Here is a 16,452-nt window from a genome sequence, read left to right on the forward strand (position 1 = left end):
CTCCCTTCCTGCGACTTCGCCGATCGGCGCACCGGCGTTCGGTCCGGCTGAACTCCGCGTCGTCCCCGGTCACGACCCGTTTTCCGTTCCACTGAGCCACTTCCGCCGTTCGGACCAGTCTTCCGACTGGCGCGCAACACCACGCGCTCGGGCGCGGTGAGCAGTACCGCAGCCCCGCCGAATGCGCTTCACCGAAGTTGAGATCTCGTCGCGCTCTGGCGATTCCGCTCGCCGATGTCGCCGAAAACCCTTGATGGGAGATGATTTTGTGCCGTCCGGAAGAAATGCCGGGGTCCCGCACCGGATTGCGGAGCGTGCTCGCCGACGACCCCCTGCTGCGGCTGTACTGCACGCCCACCCCCCAGGACTGGCTCCCGCTGGGTGACCTGGCGCGCAGCGACTTCCCCGGTGATGTGCTGGCGCTGAAGCGGCTCGTGGCCGACCAGCCGGGGGACTGGCGGCCGCGGGACCACCTCGCCGAGTTCGTGGTCCGGCCGTTGCTGGTCACCTGCCGCGGACTGCTGGCCAGGGGTTTCCTGCCGGTGGGCGAGGTGGGCGTGGAGCTCGGCGCGGATTCCTCGGCCACCGGCCGCATCGCCGTCGAGGGGACCCGCCCGGCCACCGGGGTGCCAGCGGCGATCACCGCGCTGGACGGCCTGCTGGACGAGCTGGCGGCGGCCGCGGTGCTGGTCACCGGGGACGAGCGGGACCGCGTCCGCGGTGCGTTCGACGGGGTCATCGCGCAGGAACTGCGCAACCTGTCGGCCGACACCGCGGCTGCGCTGGCCGGGGACCACCCGTGGCGCCAGTTCACGCACGTGGTGGGAGCAGGCCAGCACGACGTGCTGCGGCGGGTGCTCCGGGTGGTCCGGGAGCGCAGCGCGCGGTGCCGCCGCGAGAGCGGGCTGCCGCGCCCCCTGGTCGCGATCGACCTGGACTTCTGCGCCCTGCACCCGGTGCAACGGGTCCGCGGCGCGCTGCGCCGGGTCGGGGGCATCCCGGAGTTCACCGATCCTGGCCTGCTCGACGTGCTGCCCGGCCTCTACCCGTCGGCGTGGCCGTCCTTCCTGGAGCGCAACGGGTTGCGGGAGCGGTACCCCGAACTCGACTGGGACGCGCTGCACACCGAGTTCCGCCAGAACATCGACTGGCACCCGCAGGCGCTGCTGACCGACGAGCTCGCCCCCGGCATCAAGCAGTACGTGCAGGACCTGGAGCTGGCCGGGGCCCGCGTCGTCTGGTTGACCGGGCGCCGGAACCGGGTCCGCGCCGCCACCGAGGACTTCCTCGCCTGCCGCGGCCTCGGGCACCTGGACCTGCGCACCTGCGACGACGATCCGGCGCGCGGCGTCGCCGAGCAGAAGGTGGCCGCGCTGCGCGAGTTCCACGGGCACGAACTGGTCGCCGCGTTCGACGACTCGGCCGCCAACCGGGCCGCGCTGCGCTCCGCCTTCCCGGCAGCGCTGGTGATCCCGGTCCGCGCACCACTGTTCACCTCGGACGCAGCCGAGGGCATCGCGACGTTCGAGTCACTGCCGCACCCGGCTCCGCTCGGGCGCGGCCACGCGCGCGAGGCGCAGCTGTCGCACGCGACCTCGGTCAGCGCGTTGCGGGTCGGTGAGCTGAGCACCCGACCGACGATCTGGGACCGCGGTGCGGAGCTGACCGCAGCCGACCAGGCGCTGATCGTCGACGCGCTGGTGGCGACCGCGGTGACCTGCGGTCATGAGCTCGGCGAGGAGGCGGCTGGGGCCGACCCGGTCCGCGCGGTGTGGCGGGTGATCACCGCGAAGGCGTTCGGCGCGTCGCGGACCGCCTACCCGCTGGCGGTGGCGGAGCGGGACCTGCGCGCTCCGGTCGAGGCGGGCGAGCCGATCAGGTTCGTGCTGGTGGGGCCGTCGCTGAAGCAGGACGGCTCCCGGCTCAAGGCGCTCGGTGGCCTGCCCGACCTGGCCGAGTTGGCGATGCTGGTCCGGCTCCGGCAGCTGGACGAGGCGGTCCGGCAGGTGCACCCGCCGGGGATCCGGGTCCGGGCGCTCACCGACGCCAGCCACTTCCGGTTCCGCGACCCGCACCGGTGCGCGGCCTACCACGAGGAGTTCGCCCGGCAGGTGGCCGCGGTCGGCGCGGCGGACCTGGTGGTGGTCGAGGACTTCGACGACGCGGCGGACGCGCACCCGGCCTGCGGCGACCGGACCCAGCGGCCGGAGCTGCTGCGGGCGCACCGCGAGCGGTACGAAGCCGCCTTCGCGGGCCTGGACATCCGCCGCAACCCGCGCGCGGTGCTGGCGGAGGCGGCGACCCGCGACCCCTCCGCCCCCGGCCAGCCGAGGTTCGCGGAGCTGTTCCGGTCGGTCCTGCACGCGGTGGACGTGCCTTGCCGTGGCGGGGACCCGCTGGCCTGGTCGCAGCGGGTCTACGCGGACCCCTTCGACCTGACCGGCCGCGACGTCCCGCCGGAGGTCCGCCGGGCCCGCGCCGACCTGCTGGTCTCGGCCTGGCGGGAAACCACCACCTACCTGGCGAACAAGCACGTGGACGCCGACCTCGGCTACGCCGCGCTGTGGCGGGACGGGGTCCGGATGAGCCTGTCGATCCGCCCGACCCCGGGACGGCTCCGCTTCGTCCCGCTGGGCGGTTCGGGGGTGATGCCCTGGCACGGCACGGCAGCGCTCAACCCCCAGCAGGAGGTCGCGGTGGACTACGCGATCTCCCTGGTTGACCAGGGGTTCCTCCCGCTCTGCGCGGCAGGCGCACCGACCAGGGGAGGTCTGCGCCAGCCCTGGCTGATGGCCCCGCCGCACCTGCTGGACGCCTCCGGCCGCCCGACCGAGGAACTCCTGACCGGCATCCGGCTGCGGGCCAAGTGAGGGTCGTGAGTGGTTCTGGTCGCAAGAACGACCAGAACCACTCACGACCGCTGATCAGGCCTTCGGCTTGCCGAGGCGGAGTGCCAGCACGAGGCCCAGCGCCACCACGACCACGGCACCGACGATCCACGGCCAGACCGGCATGCCGCCGGACTCGCCCTGCTGCTCCGGCTGGCCCGCGTCCTGCGGTGCCGGGGCCGGGGTGCCGTTGCCCGCCTGGGTCAGGGTGAAGGTCACCTTGCCCGGGACCGGGTGCCCGTCGTTGGACAGCACCCGGTAGCCGACCGTGTAGGTCCCGGCCGGGCCGAGCTCGCGGACCGGGGCGACCACCTCGTTGCCCTCGACCCGGACCTCACCGCCGGTCCAGTACGTGCCGTCCGGGCCGACCACGTTGACCGTGTTGTAGCCCGCACCGGAGCGCACCGGCTGGTCGAAGGTCAGCCGGACCTCTCGCGGCCCGACCGACAGCTGCGCGCCTTCCGCCGGGTCGCTGCCGACCAGCACGTTGTGCGCCAGTGCGGTCCCCGCGCCACCGAGCAGCGCGGCCACCGCCAGCGCCGCGACCGCGATCACCCGCTTCACGACTCGTCCTCCCCGGTCGATCCGGCTCCCGCCGACCGGGTGCTGCGGCTGCGGGCCAGGGCACCAGCCCCGATCCCGACGCCCAGCGCCCCGACGAGCAGTCCGGCGCCGCCGAGCCAGCGGGCGGTGTCGTCACCAGCCGTGACCTGCTCCTCCGCGCCGCTGCCGTGCGAGTGGCCGCCCTCGGCGTCCTCGACCAGCTTGAGCGTCGGTGCCGGGTGCTCCGGCTCCTCGCCGTTCGGCGGGGTCGGCATGTTCCACTCCACGACCTCACCGTTGTCGTAGGTCTGGGTGGTGGGCATGACGAACTCGTCCACGTCGTCCGGCAGCGTGCCGAGGGTGGCTTCGAACTCGTTGAACTCGTTCGGCCCGATCCGGTTCCCCGGCTGCGCGGTCCAGGTGATGCTGCGCACCGCCTCCTTGACCTCCGCACCAGCGACCTGCACCGGGGCGATCTGGACCCGTTCGACCTCAGCGGTCCAGCCCGGCATCGGCTTGGTGCGCACCGAGCTCAGCGGCTGCGCTTCCGGGAAGGTGACCTTGACCTGCACGGTCGAGGCGTTGGGCCGCTCGTTGGGCACCCGGAGGGCGACCTTCGCGTTGCCGCCCTTGGCGGCCTCCCCCGGCTGGGCGCTGACGTGGGCGAACGCGGGTGCGGCAGCCAGCAGCGCGGTGAGCCCGCAGGCAGCGGTCAGCGCCGCGGAGCGCGCCGCGAATCGTTTTGTCGACATGTTTGCTTGGAATCTCCTGCACATTTCGGCCGTCGCCGATGATCGGAAAATGACGGAACGACAACGATCAGGCGGCGAATTCCACTTGATCGCGAACAGGAGGGCCCGGCGGCCCGCGCCGGGTGTTGATGCGCCTGTGGAGGAGGTGCACCAGGGGACGCACGGTGATCGCCGGGGTGCATACCGAGCGCACCTCGGTGACGGTGAGTAGCGGCCTCGGGCGGCGCGGCAGAATCGATCGGAGCAGCCTCGCGACTACGAAGAGTGCTTGCTCCGCCCGGGCCATCAGCAGCCCGGTCAGCAGCACGACCCCGATGTGACCCAGGGTCATCTCCCACGGCGAGTACGGCATGCCGACGGCGCCGGGTCCGTCCTGGTGGGAGGCCACTAGCTGGAGAAATGCGTGAAGTGACAGCTGGCTGACGCCGAGTGCCCCTAGAATGCCCCACGACCCGCGCTTGCGATCAGCGAGCGCCACACCGGCGCCGGCCAGGAGGATGGTGATCACAGTTGTCGTGCCCAGATCGGGTAACGACCCGCCCGCGGCCACGTGAGCGGCTACGGACAGTGACGCCGATGTCGTGGCCAGCACGCCGCCTCGCAGGACGCGGAGTGCGCCCTGCGTAGGGGTGGGACCGGCTGTCACAACAGCCCAGTCTAGGTGTCGGTTCGGCCACGCTGACCGCGGGCGAGCTTGCCTTGTTCACCCAATTGGGTCACGGTTTAACGGGTTGCAGACGGACCGAGCACGGCTGCGCGCAATGCCGGGCGCTGAATCGGATCGTCGTGACTGACGACGGAGAGGAGGGGGCGTCGCCGAAAGTCGGCGCCGGAACCTGTGTCGACCGAAACAGAACGAAGTGGTGACTCCGCCAAGGGGAACCATACGAATGAACTATCCGCGACCGAGTTCCTGGGCAAGCCTCGAACGGACTGGGTCGTCTTCGGCGTCACCGCGCTCATCATGTTCGCGGTGGTCGTCTGGGGTGCCGTCGGCACTGACTCGCTGAGCGCCGCCTCGAAGGCCGCCCTGAACTGGCTGCTGACGAACACGGGTTGGGGCTTCGTGCTCGCCGCCACCGGATTCGTCGTCTTCGCCCTGTTCCTGGCATTCAGCAAATATGGTCGGATTCCGCTCGGCAAGGACGGCGAGAAGCCGGAGTTCCGGACGGTCTCCTGGATCGCGATGATGTTCAGCGCCGGCATGGGCATCGGTCTGATGTTCTTCGGTGTCAGCGAGCCGCTCGGGCACTTCGTCTCCCCGCCGCCGGGCACGGTCCCGCCGGAGAGCGAAGCGGCGATCGAGACGGCGATGTCGACGTCGCTGTTCCACTGGACCCTGCACCCGTGGGCGATCTACGCGGTCGCTGGCCTGGCGATCGCCTACAGCAGCTTCCGCCGCGGCCGCAGCCAGCTGATCAGCGGCGTGTTCCGCCCGCTGATCGGCAAGCGCAACGCCGAGGGTCCGATCGGCAAGCTGATCGACATCCTCGCGCTGTTCGCCACGCTGTTCGGCTCGGCCGCCTCGCTGGGCATCGGCACGCTGCAGATCAGCGCCGGGATGAAGGCCGCGGGCTGGATCGGCGAGACCTCGTCGACCATCCTGGTGCTGATCATCGCGGTGCTGACGGTGTGCTTCATCGCCTCCGCGGTGTCGGGCGTGGCCAAGGGCATCCAGTGGCTGTCCAACATCAACATGGTGCTGGCCGCGCTGCTGGCGGTCTTCATCTTCGTCGTCGGTCCGACGGTCTTCATCCTCGACCTGCTGCCCACCGCCATCGGCTCCTACATGAGCGAGTTCGGTGAGATGGCTTCGCGGGCCGGTGCCACCGGTGGTGCGGAGATGCAGGACTGGCTGGCCACCTGGACGATCTTCTACTGGGCGTGGTGGATCTCCTGGACGCCCTTCGTCGGCATGTTCATCGCCCGCATCAGCCGGGGCCGCACCATCCGCCAGTTCGTCGGCGGTGTGCTGCTGGTGCCGAGCGTGGTCAGCCTGGTCTGGTTCGCGATCTTCGGCGGTGCCTCGATCGACAGCCAGAAGGCGGGCAACGGCGTCTACGGCGACGGCAGCGCGGAGGCGCAGACCTTCGCGGTGCTGGACCACCTGCCGCTGACGCTGATCACCTCCGTGCTGGTGATGGTCCTGGTGGCGATCTTCTTCGTCTCCGGTGCGGACGCCGCGTCCGTGGTGATGGGCACGCTGTCCCAGCGCGGCTCCATCGAGCCGAGCCGCTGGGTGGTCATCTTCTGGGGTGCCGCGACCGGTGCGGTGGCCGCGATCATGCTGGTCATCGGCACCGCCGGTGGTGACGCCGAGAAGGCGCTGGACGGCATCCAGAACCTGACCTTCATCGGCGCGCTGCCCTTCGCCATCGTCATGGTGCTCATGTGCGTGGCGCTGATGAAGGACCTGCGCAGCGACCCGATGACCCTCCGCGACGCCAAGGGCGCCGAGGTCCTCGAGCAGGCCGTGATCATCGGCACCGAGGAGCACGAGGGCGAGTTCCAGCTGGTCACCACCCCGGTCGAGGACGACGGGGAGACCGAGGTGACCAAGGCCGGGGAGAAGTAGCGGGTCATCCCGGCCGAAGCGCGTGCGCGCCCGGCTGCTGCGGCGGTCGGGCGCGCTTTGCATGCACCCCTGCGGCTTTTGTCCTGTTCAGTCACCTGGGGTGGTGAAGTTGCACGGGTCGCGCGTGATCGGTTCCAGGGCCCGGGTTGAACCGGATCCCGGAGCCCACCGGGCGCGACCGACCCCCGGAAAGGAGGGGCGCCGTTCGATCGGCGCTGGAACCCTGTGTCGACGGAAGCATTAGAACGATCAGAAGAGCCGACCGAGGTGGCGAGCACCAAGCTCGTCGACCAGCCAGGTCGGATGGACTGGGTGGTGTTCGGCATCTCCGCGGTCGCCGCGGTGGCGTTCATCGCCTGGGGCGTGTTCGGATCCGAATCACTGCAGTCCTTCGCCAGCACGGCGCTGGAAGTGCTGGTGCGTGACGGCGGGTGGGTCTTCGTGCTCGCCGGCACCGCGTTCGTGGTCTTCGCGCTGTGGTTGGCGTTCAGCAAGTACGGCCGGATCCCGCTGGGCGAGGACGACGAGAAGCCGGAGTTCCGGACCACCTCGTGGATCGCCATGATGTTCGCCGCCGGGATGGGCATCGGCTTGATGTTCTACGGCGTGTCCGAGCCGCTCACCCACTTCACCAGCCCGCCCCCGGGCAGCGTGGAGGGCAGCACGGACGCCGCGGTCGGGACCGCGATGGCGACCTCGCTGTTCCACTGGACCCTGCACCCGTGGGCGATCTACTCGGTGGTCGGCCTGGCCATCGCCTACGCCAGCTACCGGCGCGGCCGCAAGCAGCTGATCAGCTCGGCGTTCGTGCCGTTCTTCGGCAAGCGGGCCTCGGAGAGCGTGCCGGGGCGGATCATCGACGCGCTCGCGGTGTTCGCGACGGTGTTCGGCACCGCCGCGTCGCTGGGCATCGGCGCGACCCAGATCGCGGCCGGTCTCACCGAGGTCGGCTGGGTCGACTCGATCGGCAACACGCTGCTGGTCGCGATCATCACGGTGCTCATCATCGCGTTCGTGATCTCGGCCGTCTCTGGTGTGTCCAAGGGCATCCAGCTGCTGTCCAACAGCAACATGATCCTGGCCCTGCTGCTGGCAGTCTTCCTGTTCTTCGCCGGCCCGACGGTGTTCATCCTCGACATGCTCCCGCTGTCGGTGGGGTCCTACCTCGCCGACTTCGGCGCGATGATCTCCCGCACCGGGGCGATCGGCGGCGAGGACATGCACACCTGGCTGTCCACCTGGACGATCTTCTACTGGGCGTGGTGGATCTCCTGGGCGCCCTTCGTCGGCATGTTCATCGCGCGCATCAGCCGCGGCCGCACCATCCGCCAGTTCGTCGGCGGCGTGCTGCTCGTGCCCAGCGTGATCAGCCTGGTCTGGTTCGCCATCCTCGGCGGCAACGCGCTGTTCCAGGAGCGCGAGGGTGCCAACCTCACCGAGGTCGGCGGTGCCGAGGACCAGCTGTTCCAGGTCTTCAAGAACCTGCCGCTGAGCGCGGTGGCCAGCGTGCTGGCCATGCTGCTGATCATCAACTTCTTCGTCACCAGCGCCGACTCGGCGTCGGTCGTGCTCGGCTCGATGTCGCAGCGCGGCAGCGCGAAGCCGAACAAGTTCGTCGTCGTGTTCTGGGGCCTGGTCATCGGTGGCGTCGCCATCGTGATGCTGCTGACCGGTGGTGAGGACGCCCTGAGCGGGCTGAACAACACCACGATCATCGCGGCCTCGCCGTTCGTCGTCGTGGTGCTTGCGATGTGCGTGGCGCTGGTCAAGGATCTGCGCAGCGACCCGATGATGCTGCGCGACGCCAAGGGCGCCGAGGTGCTGGAGCAGGCCGTGATCTCCGGTACCGAGGAGCACGACGGCGACTTCCAGCTGGTCACCACCCCGGTGGCGGCCGACGAGGAGCCCACCGCGTCCTCGGCGGGCGGGAAAGAGTAACGAGTGAACTTCCTGGACTACGTCGCATCCAGGTGGCAGTCGCTGCTGGTGGACTCCTACCAGCACGTCAGCATGGTGGTGCAGTGCATCGTGCTGGCGACGATCGTCGGCGTCCTGGTCGGGGTTGCGGTCTACCGCAGCCCCGCCGGGGCGGCGATCGCCACCGCGCTTTCCAGTGCCGTCCTGACCATCCCGTCGTTCGCGCTGTTCGGCCTGCTCATCCCGGTGCTGGGGCTGGGCGTGGCACCGTCGGTGCTCACGCTCGTGCTGTACGCGCTGCTGCCGATCGTGCGCAACACCATCGTTGGGCTGTCTACAGTCGACCAGCCGATCCTGGACGCCGCCCGCGGCATCGGCATGAGCCGGTTCGGCGTGCTGACCCGCGTCGAACTGCGGCTGGCCTGGCCCGCGATCCTCGCGGGCATGCGGGTGAGCACCCAGATGCTGATGGGCATCGCGGCCATCGCCGCCTACGCCAAGGGCCCCGGCCTGGGCAACCTGATCTTCAGCGGTCTCGGCCAGCTCGGCGGCGCGAACGCGCTGAACATGGCCGTCGCCGGCACCGTCGGCGTGATCATCCTGGCGCTGCTGCTGGACGCCGTCTTCGTGCTGATCGGGCGGCTGACGACTTCGAGAGGTATCCGTGGCTGACGACAACAAGACCCCCAGCGGGCACGGCGTGGAGATCTGCCTGGAGGAGGTCTCCAAGCGCTACCCCGGCCAGAAGCTGCCCGCCGTCGAATCGGTGACCATGACCATCCCCGCCGGGGAGACGGTGGTCCTCGTCGGCCCCTCCGGCAGCGGCAAGACCACCACCATGCGGATGATCAACCGGCTGATCGAACCGACCTCCGGCAAGATCACCATCGGTGGGCAGGACGTGCTGGGCCTGGACCCGGACAAGCTGCGCCGCGAGATCGGCTACTCGATCCAGCAGGCCGGCCTGTTCCCGCACATGACGGTCGGCGAGAACGTCGGCATGGTGCCCGGCCTGGTCGGCTGGGACAAGAAGCGGATCAACGAGCGCGTCGACGAGATGCTCGACCTGGTCAACCTGGACCCGGCCGAGTACCGCGACCGCTACCCGCGGCAGCTCTCCGGCGGTCAGCAGCAGCGCGTCGGCGTGGCGCGGGCGCTGGCGGCCAACCCGCCGGTGCTGCTGATGGACGAGCCGTTCGGCGCGGTGGACCCGATCACCCGAGGTGTGCTGCAGGACGAGTTGATGCGCCTGCAGGCAGACCTGGGCAAGACGATCGTGTTCGTCACGCACGACTTCGACGAGGCGGTCAAGCTCGGCGACCGGATCGCGGTGCTGGGCGAGCGCTCCAAGATCCTGCAGTACGACACGCCGGACGCGATCCTGGCCAACCCGGCCGACGACACGGTCGCCGGGTTCGTCGGCGCCGGTGCCGCGCTCAAGCAGTTGACGCTGCGGCGGGTCCGGGAGATCGAGGTCGGCCAGGTGCCGACCGCGAAGGTGGACGAGCAGCCGTCGGTGCTCAAGGAGAAGCTGGGCACCCGCCGCGGCGCGATCGGCCTGGTGCTGGACAAGCGCAACCGCCCGCTGCGCTGGGCCTCGGCCCGGGAAGCCGGTGCGGTGTCGGCGCTGGACCGCGCCGGTCGGCCGGTCGAGGACAGCGTGTCGCTGGCCTCCACGCTGCAGGACGCGCTGGAGGCGATCCTCACCGACGACGACGGTGTCGCGGTGGTCGTCGGATCGCGCGGCGAGTACGTCGGCGTGGTCGACATCGACACGGTGATGAACACCATCAAGGCGCTGCGCGAGGAGCACGCCGACGACTCGACCGGGGACGAGTGATGAGCAGCCAGTTCGCCTCCGACTCCGGATCCCGCACCGCGGAGCGGTTGCGCCTGCTGGCGCAGCCCGTCGCGGTGGTGGTGCTGGTCGCCGCGGTGCTGGGCTGGGCGTTCAGCCAGGACAACGACGAGGTGACCGCGCGCAGCATCAACGCGCCGTTCATCCTCGGCCTGACCTGGGCGCACTTCCTGATGAGCTTCGCGGTGGCGCTGATCGTGATCGTGGTCGCGGTGCCGCTGGGCGTGCTGCTCAGCCGTCCGTGGGCGCGCCGGGCGGCACCGGTGGTGATCGGCATCGCCAACATCGGCCAGGCCGCGCCCGCGGTCGGTCTGCTGGTGCTGTTCTTCCTGTTCACCGGTGGTACCACCGGGTTCTGGATCGCGGTGCTGCCGATCGCCTTCTACGCGCTGCTGCCGGTGCTGCGCAACACCATCGTCGGCCTGCAGCAGGTGGACCGGTCGCTGATCGACGCGGGCCGCGGCATCGGCATGTCCGGCGCCGGGGTGCTGCTGCGCATCGAGCTGCCGCTGGCCGTGCCCTACATCCTGGCCGGTCTGCGGACCGCGCTGGTGCTGGCGGTGGGCACCGCGACGCTGGCGCTGTTCGTCGGTGCCGGTGGCCTCGGCGAGATGATCGACACCGGCTACAAGCTCAACGACTGGACGGTCATGATCGTCGGCTCGGTGCTGGCCATGGCGCTGGCGCTGCTGGTCGACTGGCTGGGCGCGCTGGCCGAGACCTACCTGTCGCCGAAGGGGTTGCGATGAAGCTGCGAACGTCGCGCCGCGGCGCGCTGAAACTGGCCTCGCTGGCGGTGGCCGGGGTACTGCTGTCCGGCTGCGGGCTGAGCTCGGGCAGCTCGGTGCCGCTGGCGGTGGAGCCCGGCTCGATCCAGCCGGTCCCGGAGCTGGAGGGCGTGACCGTCACGGTGGGGTCGAAGAACTTCACCGAGCAGATCGTGCTCGGCTACATCGCCGAGTTCACGCTCGCCGCGGCCGGGGCGGACGTGCGGGACCTGACCAGCATCGTCGGGTCGTCCACGGCCCGCCAGGCGCTGCGGAGCGGGCAGATCGACGTCCTGTGGGACTACACCGGCACGTCCTGGATCAGCTACAACGGCAACAACGACCCGATCCCGGACGCCCGCGCCCAGTACGAGGCGGTCAAGCAGCAGGACCTGGAGCGCAACGGCGTCGCCTGGACCGCGATCGACTACAACGTGGACAACACCTACGCGTTCGCGGTCAACCAGGACGTGGCCAAGCGCCTGGGCGTGCAGAAGCTGTCGGACATCCCGCGGGTCGTCGCCGAGCACCCGGAGGACGCCACGTTCTGCGTGGACACCGAGTTCGCCAACCGCAACGACGGCCTGCCCGGCGTGGAGCAGGAGTACGGCTTCACCGCGGACAAGTCGAAGGTGAAGACGCTGACCGAGGGCAGCATCTACCAGGCGACCGCGAACGGTACCTGCACCTTCGGCGAGGTGTTCACCACCGACGGCCGCATCAAGGCGCTGGACCTGAAGGTGCTGGAGGACGACAAGCTGTTCTTCCCGCGCTACAACATCGGCGTCACGACCCGCGACGAGCTGCTCAAGCGCTACCCGCAGATCACCGCGATCTTCGAGCAGGTCTCGAAGGTCCTGACCAACGAAGAGCTGGTCAAGATGAACGCCCAGGTGGACGTGGAGGGCCGGGACCCAGCCGACGTCGCCCGCGACTGGATGGCCGAGAAGGGCTTCGTGAAGATCCCCAACGGCTGACCCGACCCATCCCGGGGGGAGCACGCGACACCCCGCCGTCTCCCGCGACCGGCACACCCCGGCGTGTCCGGCCGCCGGCAAACCGGGGAACCCCAGTCCCAACTGAACCTGGAACCCAACGACCAGGGGCACCTGCACAACCCAGCAGGTGCCCCTGGTCATGTCCCAACCCCCACGACGAGGTCCAGCCAGGGCCAGGAGGTCGCCCCTCCGCATCCGGCCCCCAACACTCCCCGGTGTGTCGGACGTCCGACACACCGGTGTGCGCAGTTTCAATTGAAACTGCAACCCGGTGGTCGGCGAGCGGTGGGAGGCGACGGCCTGCGGGTCCGCAGGTGGATCGTCGGGGGCGTGTCCGGTGCAGGGTGTGCGTCGGACCGGGGGTGGGTCAGTGCTTGGGGTTGATGCCGAAGCGGGAGAGGAGGTCGCCCTCGATCTGGTTGAGTTCCGCGTTCACCGCGCGGTGGGTTGAGCGGCGACGTTGGGTGGGCATCCGCTCCGCCGCGCGTACTGCGGTTGTCAGCTGCATCAGCCGTGCGCCCGTTCGTTCCGCGTACTGCTCCGCGACCAGGCGCGCCTCTTGGTCGCCCGCCTGTTCGCGCAGGGCGCGCAGTGCTTCGGTGTCGCCCGCGATGCGGGCGTGCAGTGCCGCGCCGTGGCCGGTGAAGGTGCCGAGGTCGTCCACCGGGACACCGAGGCGTCGGGCCCGGGCCCGGTCGTAGGTGTCGCGGGCGGCGGACGCCGCTCGGACCGCGAACGGGAGCAGCACCGGGCCGACCACCTTGGCCACGCCGATCACCTTCTTGGCGTTGCCCGGCGTGATGCGGCCGTGCTCGCCCTTCTTGATCGCCTTCGCGGCCCGCTTGTCCGCCTTCAACTCCGCCTTGGCGAGCTTCCGCTGCTCGGCCACCTCGGCCGACTTGCGACGCTCGGCTGCTTTCACCGCCCTGCGGTGCTCGGTCGCCTCGGTCCTCCGTCGCTGCTCCGCAGCTTTAACTGTCCTGCGGTGCTCAGCGGCCTCGGTCCGCCGGTGGTGCTCCGCTGCCTTGGCCGCCCTGCGGCGCTCGGCTGCCTTCGCCGCGCGGTGGTGCTCCGCTGCCTTCGCCGTCCTGCGGTGCTCGATCGCCTTCATCGCCGCCTCGAGGTGGACGGTCGAGGTCCGCTTCGCGGCCCTGCGCCGGTACGTGCGCTTCCTCACCGGGACCTCCTGCTCGGCGTTGGCGTTCCCGGTAACTCTAAGAGCGCGCCCGCGGTCCCGGCCTGAGCTGATGACGCGATTTCGTGGGAAACCGGAGCTCAGAACTGCCCCGAATTCCCCGGTTCGGGTGAGGGCGCGACGCGCGGGACCCAGAACCGCGCACAACCGCGCACGACCGCACAGCGCCACCCCTCGCACGACACCGCTCGGTCGTGTATCCGGGGGGATGACCGCACCTGTCATGGCGACGGCATACGCTTCACCCGTGAAGGAGAAGGTGCTGCTCGAGGCGAGCGTGGTGACGCGCTGCCGTCGACGCGTGCACCTCGAGAACGACCCCGCGATGCGGGACCGGCCGCAGGCGCCGCTGGACCTGGGCATCGAGCAGCGCATCGCCGACGCCGCCGAGCACCGCCGCGCCGTCGCGAAGCTGCTCAGCAGGCTGCACGGTCCGGACTGGACGGAGATCCCGCGCGGCGCGGCCCGCGACCGCGCGGAGCTCACGCTGGCCGCGATGCGCGCCGGGACCCGCTACATCTCCGCCGCTCAGCTGCCGTCCGACGAGGTCGGCGGTCGGCGCGGCACGGTCGACCTGCTGGTGCGCAGCGGGGACGGGTACGTGCCGGTGCTGGTGGTGCGGCACAAGATCACCGACCCGGGCCGCGGGGCGCGGGTGTCGCCGGTGGAGCGCCCGGTCCCGGAAGCGGCCTCGACCGACCAGGCCCGCAAGGTGCGCGCGCAGCCCCGCGACCAGCTCCGGCTGGCGCACGCGGTGCGGCTGCTGGAGGCCTGCGGGATGAGCGCGCCCGGGTACCGGGGCGGCGTGATCGGCGTGGACGCCGACGTGGTGGTCTGGCACGACCTGGCGACCCCGAACTGGCCGGGCGGGCGCACCGCGCTGACCGAGTACGAGGTCCGGTTCGCCGACCGGTTGGCGGTGGCCACGGCGGCGAACGAGGGGGCCGAGCCGCTGGCGGAGCCGTCCCGGATCAACGAGTGCAAGGGCTGCCCGTGGTGGCCGGTCTGCGAGCAGCAGCTGCGCGACCGCCGCGACGTCAGCCTGGTGGTGCGCGGCGAGGACGCCACCGCGCTGCGCGACCTCGGCGTGTCCACAGTGGATGCGCTGGCGGCGACGCCGCTGGAGCGGGCCGACGAGCTGCCGCTGACCGGCGTGCGCAACACCGACGCGATCCTGCTCGCCAAGGCGTGGCTGCAGGACCTGCCGCTGGTGCGGCGGGTCCGCGACGTGTCGGTGCCGCGGGCGGACGTGGAAGTCGACGTGGACATGGAGAGCTACGGCGATTCCGGCGCCTACCTGTGGGGCTGTTGGTTGTCCGGCGCGGACGTCGGCGACGAGCCCGGGTACCGGGCGTTCGTCAGCTGGGAGCCGCTGCCGTCCGACGACGAGGGCCGCTCCTTCGCGGAGTTCTGGACCTGGTTCTGCTCGGTGCGCCGCCGCGCGTACGAGCGCGGCCTGAGCTTCCGCGCGTACTGCTACAACGAGCTGGCGGAGAACCGCTGGATGCTGGCCTCCGCCGAGCGGTTCGCGGGCAAGCCCGGTGTCCCGTCGGTGGCCGAGGTGCGCGAGTTCATCCGCTCCGCGGAGTGGGTGGACCTGTTCGCCTCGGTCCGCGAGCAGTTCCTGTGCCCGAACGGCAAGGGCCTGAAGGTGATCGCCCCGAGCGCCGGTTTCGGCTGGCGGGATGCCGAGGCCAGCGGCGAGAACTCGATGCGCTGGTACCGGGACGCGGTCGGCCTCGGCGACACCGTCCCGGTGCTGTCCCAGCGCGACCGGATCCTGCGCTACAACGAGGACGACGTCCGGGCGACCTGGACGATCCGCCGCTGGATGACCTCCGAAGCGGTCCGCGAGGTCCCCTTCGCCGAGGACCTCTGACTACGGCACGACGACCGCGCGGCCGGTGATCTTCCCGGCGTGCAGGCGCTCGTAGACCTCGGGTGCTTCGTCCAGGCTGAAGGCCTCCACGTGCGCGCGCAGCGCACCGGAACGGGCCAGGTCCAGCACCTCGATCAGCTCCGAGCGGGTGCCCCAGTACGGCGCTGCGACCGAGACCTCGTACGGCAGCAGGCCGAACCCGACCGGGAGCGGGGCGCCGCCGATGCCGACGATGGTGATGTCGCCCGCGATCGCCACCGACTGCGCGGCGAGCTGCACCGTTGGCGCGGTCCCGACGAAGTCCAGCACCACGTCAGCGCCCAGCCCGCCGGTCAGTTCCCGGATGCGCGCCGGTGCCGATCCGTCGGAGTGGACCACCTCGTGCGCGCCCACCTCCTGCGCCAGCTCCAGTTTCTCGTCAGCCACGTCGAGCGCGATCACCCGTGCTCCGGTGGTGGCGCGCAGGATCTGCACCGCCAAGTGCCCGAGCCCGCCGACGCCGATGACCACCGCAGTGCTGCCACCGACCAGCTTCGGCAGCGAGCGCTTGACCGCGTGGTGCGGGGTGAGCCCGGCGTCGGTCAGCGGCGCGGCCTGCACCGGGTCGAGCCCGTCCAGCGGGACCAGGTGCCGGACGTCGTCCACCAGCAGGTACTCGGCCATCGCGCCGGGTCGGCCGAGCCCCGGCGGCCGGATGTCCAGCTCCTCGACGCGGGTGCAGTGGTTCTCCCTGCCCTGCGCGCAGTTCCGGCACACCCCGCAACCCCACGGCCCGTACACCGCGACGGACTGGCCCTCGCGCACCCCGCGAACGCCCGGCCCGAGCTCCGCGACGGTGCCGATGCCTTCGTGCCCGAGGGTGAACGGCGGCTCGAACGGGGACTGGTCGCCGGACCAGCTCATGATCTCGAGGTCGGAGTGGCACATCCCGGCCGCGGTCACCCGCAGCAGCACCTGGCCGGGACCGGGTTCGGGCTTGGGCACCTCGACCACTGCGGGACCGGCCCCGACCTGCTGGTACTGCACGGCTTTCATGAACTGGCCCATCGCGACTCCTCCCGCAGCGTGATCACGCGGGCC

13 protein-coding genes are annotated in these 16,452 nt (G+C 70.8%); 8 read left to right on the forward strand and 5 right to left on the reverse strand.

From position 1 onward, the window contains the following. Positions 1-314 precede the first annotated feature (314 nt). A complete protein-coding gene (locus ABT324_RS03625) occupies positions 315-2,870 on the forward strand; it encodes an L-tyrosine/L-tryptophan isonitrile synthase family protein (protein WP_351171005.1) in 2,556 nt (851 codons plus the stop codon). A 54-nt stretch (positions 2,871-2,924) separates the two neighbouring features. Here ABT324_RS03625 and ABT324_RS03630 read toward each other — a convergent pair whose 3' ends face one another. The 3 genes from ABT324_RS03630 to ABT324_RS03640 all read right to left on the reverse strand — a co-directional run bounded on the left by ABT324_RS03630 (position 2,925) and on the right by ABT324_RS03640 (position 4,775). Further along, positions 2,925-3,452 (reverse strand): copper resistance CopC family protein, encoded by a 528-nt coding sequence (locus ABT324_RS03630; RefSeq protein ID WP_351171008.1) that lies wholly within the window; start codon positions 3,450-3,452, stop codon positions 2,925-2,927. Further along, positions 3,449-4,183 carry a YcnI family copper-binding membrane protein gene (locus tag ABT324_RS03635; RefSeq protein WP_351171011.1) on the reverse strand — a complete coding sequence of 245 codons (735 nt, stop codon included), beginning with the start codon at positions 4,181-4,183 and terminating at the stop codon, positions 3,449-3,451. Before ABT324_RS03635 ends, ABT324_RS03630 begins: the two co-directional genes overlap by 4 nt. Positions 4,184-4,250: 67 nt before the next feature. Continuing rightward, on the reverse strand, positions 4,251-4,775 hold the full coding sequence (locus ABT324_RS03640; protein ID WP_351171014.1) for a hypothetical protein: 525 nt from the start codon (positions 4,773-4,775) through the stop codon (positions 4,251-4,253). A gap of 372 nt (positions 4,776-5,147) precedes the next feature. Here ABT324_RS03640 and ABT324_RS03645 point away from each other — a divergent pair, with 372 nt between their 5' ends. From ABT324_RS03645 to ABT324_RS03670, 6 genes are all read left to right on the forward strand, one after another. Then, positions 5,148-6,758, forward strand: coding sequence for a BCCT family transporter (locus tag ABT324_RS03645; protein WP_351171017.1), 1,611 nt, complete (start codon positions 5,148-5,150; stop codon positions 6,756-6,758). 303 nt (positions 6,759-7,061) lie between these two features. Beyond that, positions 7,062-8,696, forward strand: a complete 1,635-nt coding sequence (locus tag ABT324_RS03650) for a BCCT family transporter (protein ID WP_351171271.1) — start codon at positions 7,062-7,064, stop codon at positions 8,694-8,696. 3 nt (positions 8,697-8,699) lie between these two features. Then, a complete protein-coding gene (locus ABT324_RS03655; RefSeq protein WP_351171020.1) occupies positions 8,700-9,347 on the forward strand; it encodes an ABC transporter permease in 648 nt (215 codons plus the stop codon). Further along, a complete protein-coding gene (locus tag ABT324_RS03660; RefSeq protein ID WP_351171023.1) occupies positions 9,340-10,515 on the forward strand; it encodes an ABC transporter ATP-binding protein in 1,176 nt (391 codons plus the stop codon). Before ABT324_RS03655 ends, ABT324_RS03660 begins: the two co-directional genes overlap by 8 nt. Next, entirely contained in the window at positions 10,515-11,282 is a 768-nt protein-coding gene (locus ABT324_RS03665; RefSeq protein WP_351171026.1) for an ABC transporter permease, read from the forward strand. Before ABT324_RS03660 ends, ABT324_RS03665 begins: the two co-directional genes overlap by 1 nt. Then, positions 11,279-12,277, forward strand: a complete 999-nt coding sequence (locus ABT324_RS03670) for a glycine betaine ABC transporter substrate-binding protein (RefSeq protein ID WP_351171029.1) — start codon at positions 11,279-11,281, stop codon at positions 12,275-12,277. Before ABT324_RS03665 ends, ABT324_RS03670 begins: the two co-directional genes overlap by 4 nt. Positions 12,278-12,665: 388 nt before the next feature. On the opposite strand, the gene ABT324_RS03675 is transcribed toward ABT324_RS03670, so the two are convergent. Next, positions 12,666-13,856, reverse strand: coding sequence for a DUF6474 family protein (locus ABT324_RS03675; protein WP_502949682.1), 1,191 nt, complete (start codon positions 13,854-13,856; stop codon positions 12,666-12,668). On the opposite strand from ABT324_RS03675, the gene ABT324_RS03680 reads away from it, so the two are divergent. Beyond that, a complete protein-coding gene (locus ABT324_RS03680; RefSeq protein WP_351171035.1) occupies positions 13,741-15,372 on the forward strand; it encodes a TM0106 family RecB-like putative nuclease in 1,632 nt (543 codons plus the stop codon). The two genes, ABT324_RS03675 and ABT324_RS03680, sit on opposite strands and share 116 nt — an antisense overlap. Here ABT324_RS03680 and ABT324_RS03685 read toward each other — a convergent pair whose 3' ends face one another. After that, the gene (locus ABT324_RS03685) at positions 15,373-16,419 is read right to left on the reverse strand and encodes an NAD(P)-dependent alcohol dehydrogenase (RefSeq protein WP_351171038.1); all 1,047 of its coding nucleotides are present in this window, start codon (positions 16,417-16,419) and stop codon (positions 15,373-15,375) included. Positions 16,420-16,452: the final 33 nt, after the last annotated feature.

This window comes from Saccharopolyspora sp. NPDC000359 (assembly GCF_040300525.1).
Taxonomy (GTDB): domain Bacteria; phylum Actinomycetota; class Actinomycetes; order Mycobacteriales; family Pseudonocardiaceae; genus Saccharopolyspora.

Bases quoted from the DNA above. Each gene is read 5' to 3' on its own strand.
- ABT324_RS03635 (WP_351171011.1), bottom strand. From the start codon at position 4,183: ATGTCGACAAAACGATTCGCGGCGCGCTCCGCGGCGCTGACCGCTGCC.
- ABT324_RS03645 (WP_351171017.1), top strand. From the start codon at position 5,148: ATGTTCGCGGTGGTCGTCTGGGGTGCCGTCGGCACTGACTCGCTGAGC.
- ABT324_RS03650 (WP_351171271.1), top strand. From the start codon at position 7,062: ATGGACTGGGTGGTGTTCGGCATCTCCGCGGTCGCCGCGGTGGCGTTC.
- ABT324_RS03665 (WP_351171026.1), top strand. From the start codon at position 10,515: ATGAGCAGCCAGTTCGCCTCCGACTCCGGATCCCGCACCGCGGAGCGG.
- ABT324_RS03670 (WP_351171029.1), top strand. From the start codon at position 11,279: ATGAAGCTGCGAACGTCGCGCCGCGGCGCGCTGAAACTGGCCTCGCTG.
- ABT324_RS03675 (WP_502949682.1), bottom strand. From the start codon at position 13,856: ATGCCCAGGTCCAGCGGCGCCTGCGGCCGGTCCCGCATCGCGGGGTCG.
- ABT324_RS03685 (WP_351171038.1), bottom strand. From the start codon at position 16,419: ATGGGCCAGTTCATGAAAGCCGTGCAGTACCAGCAGGTCGGGGCCGGT.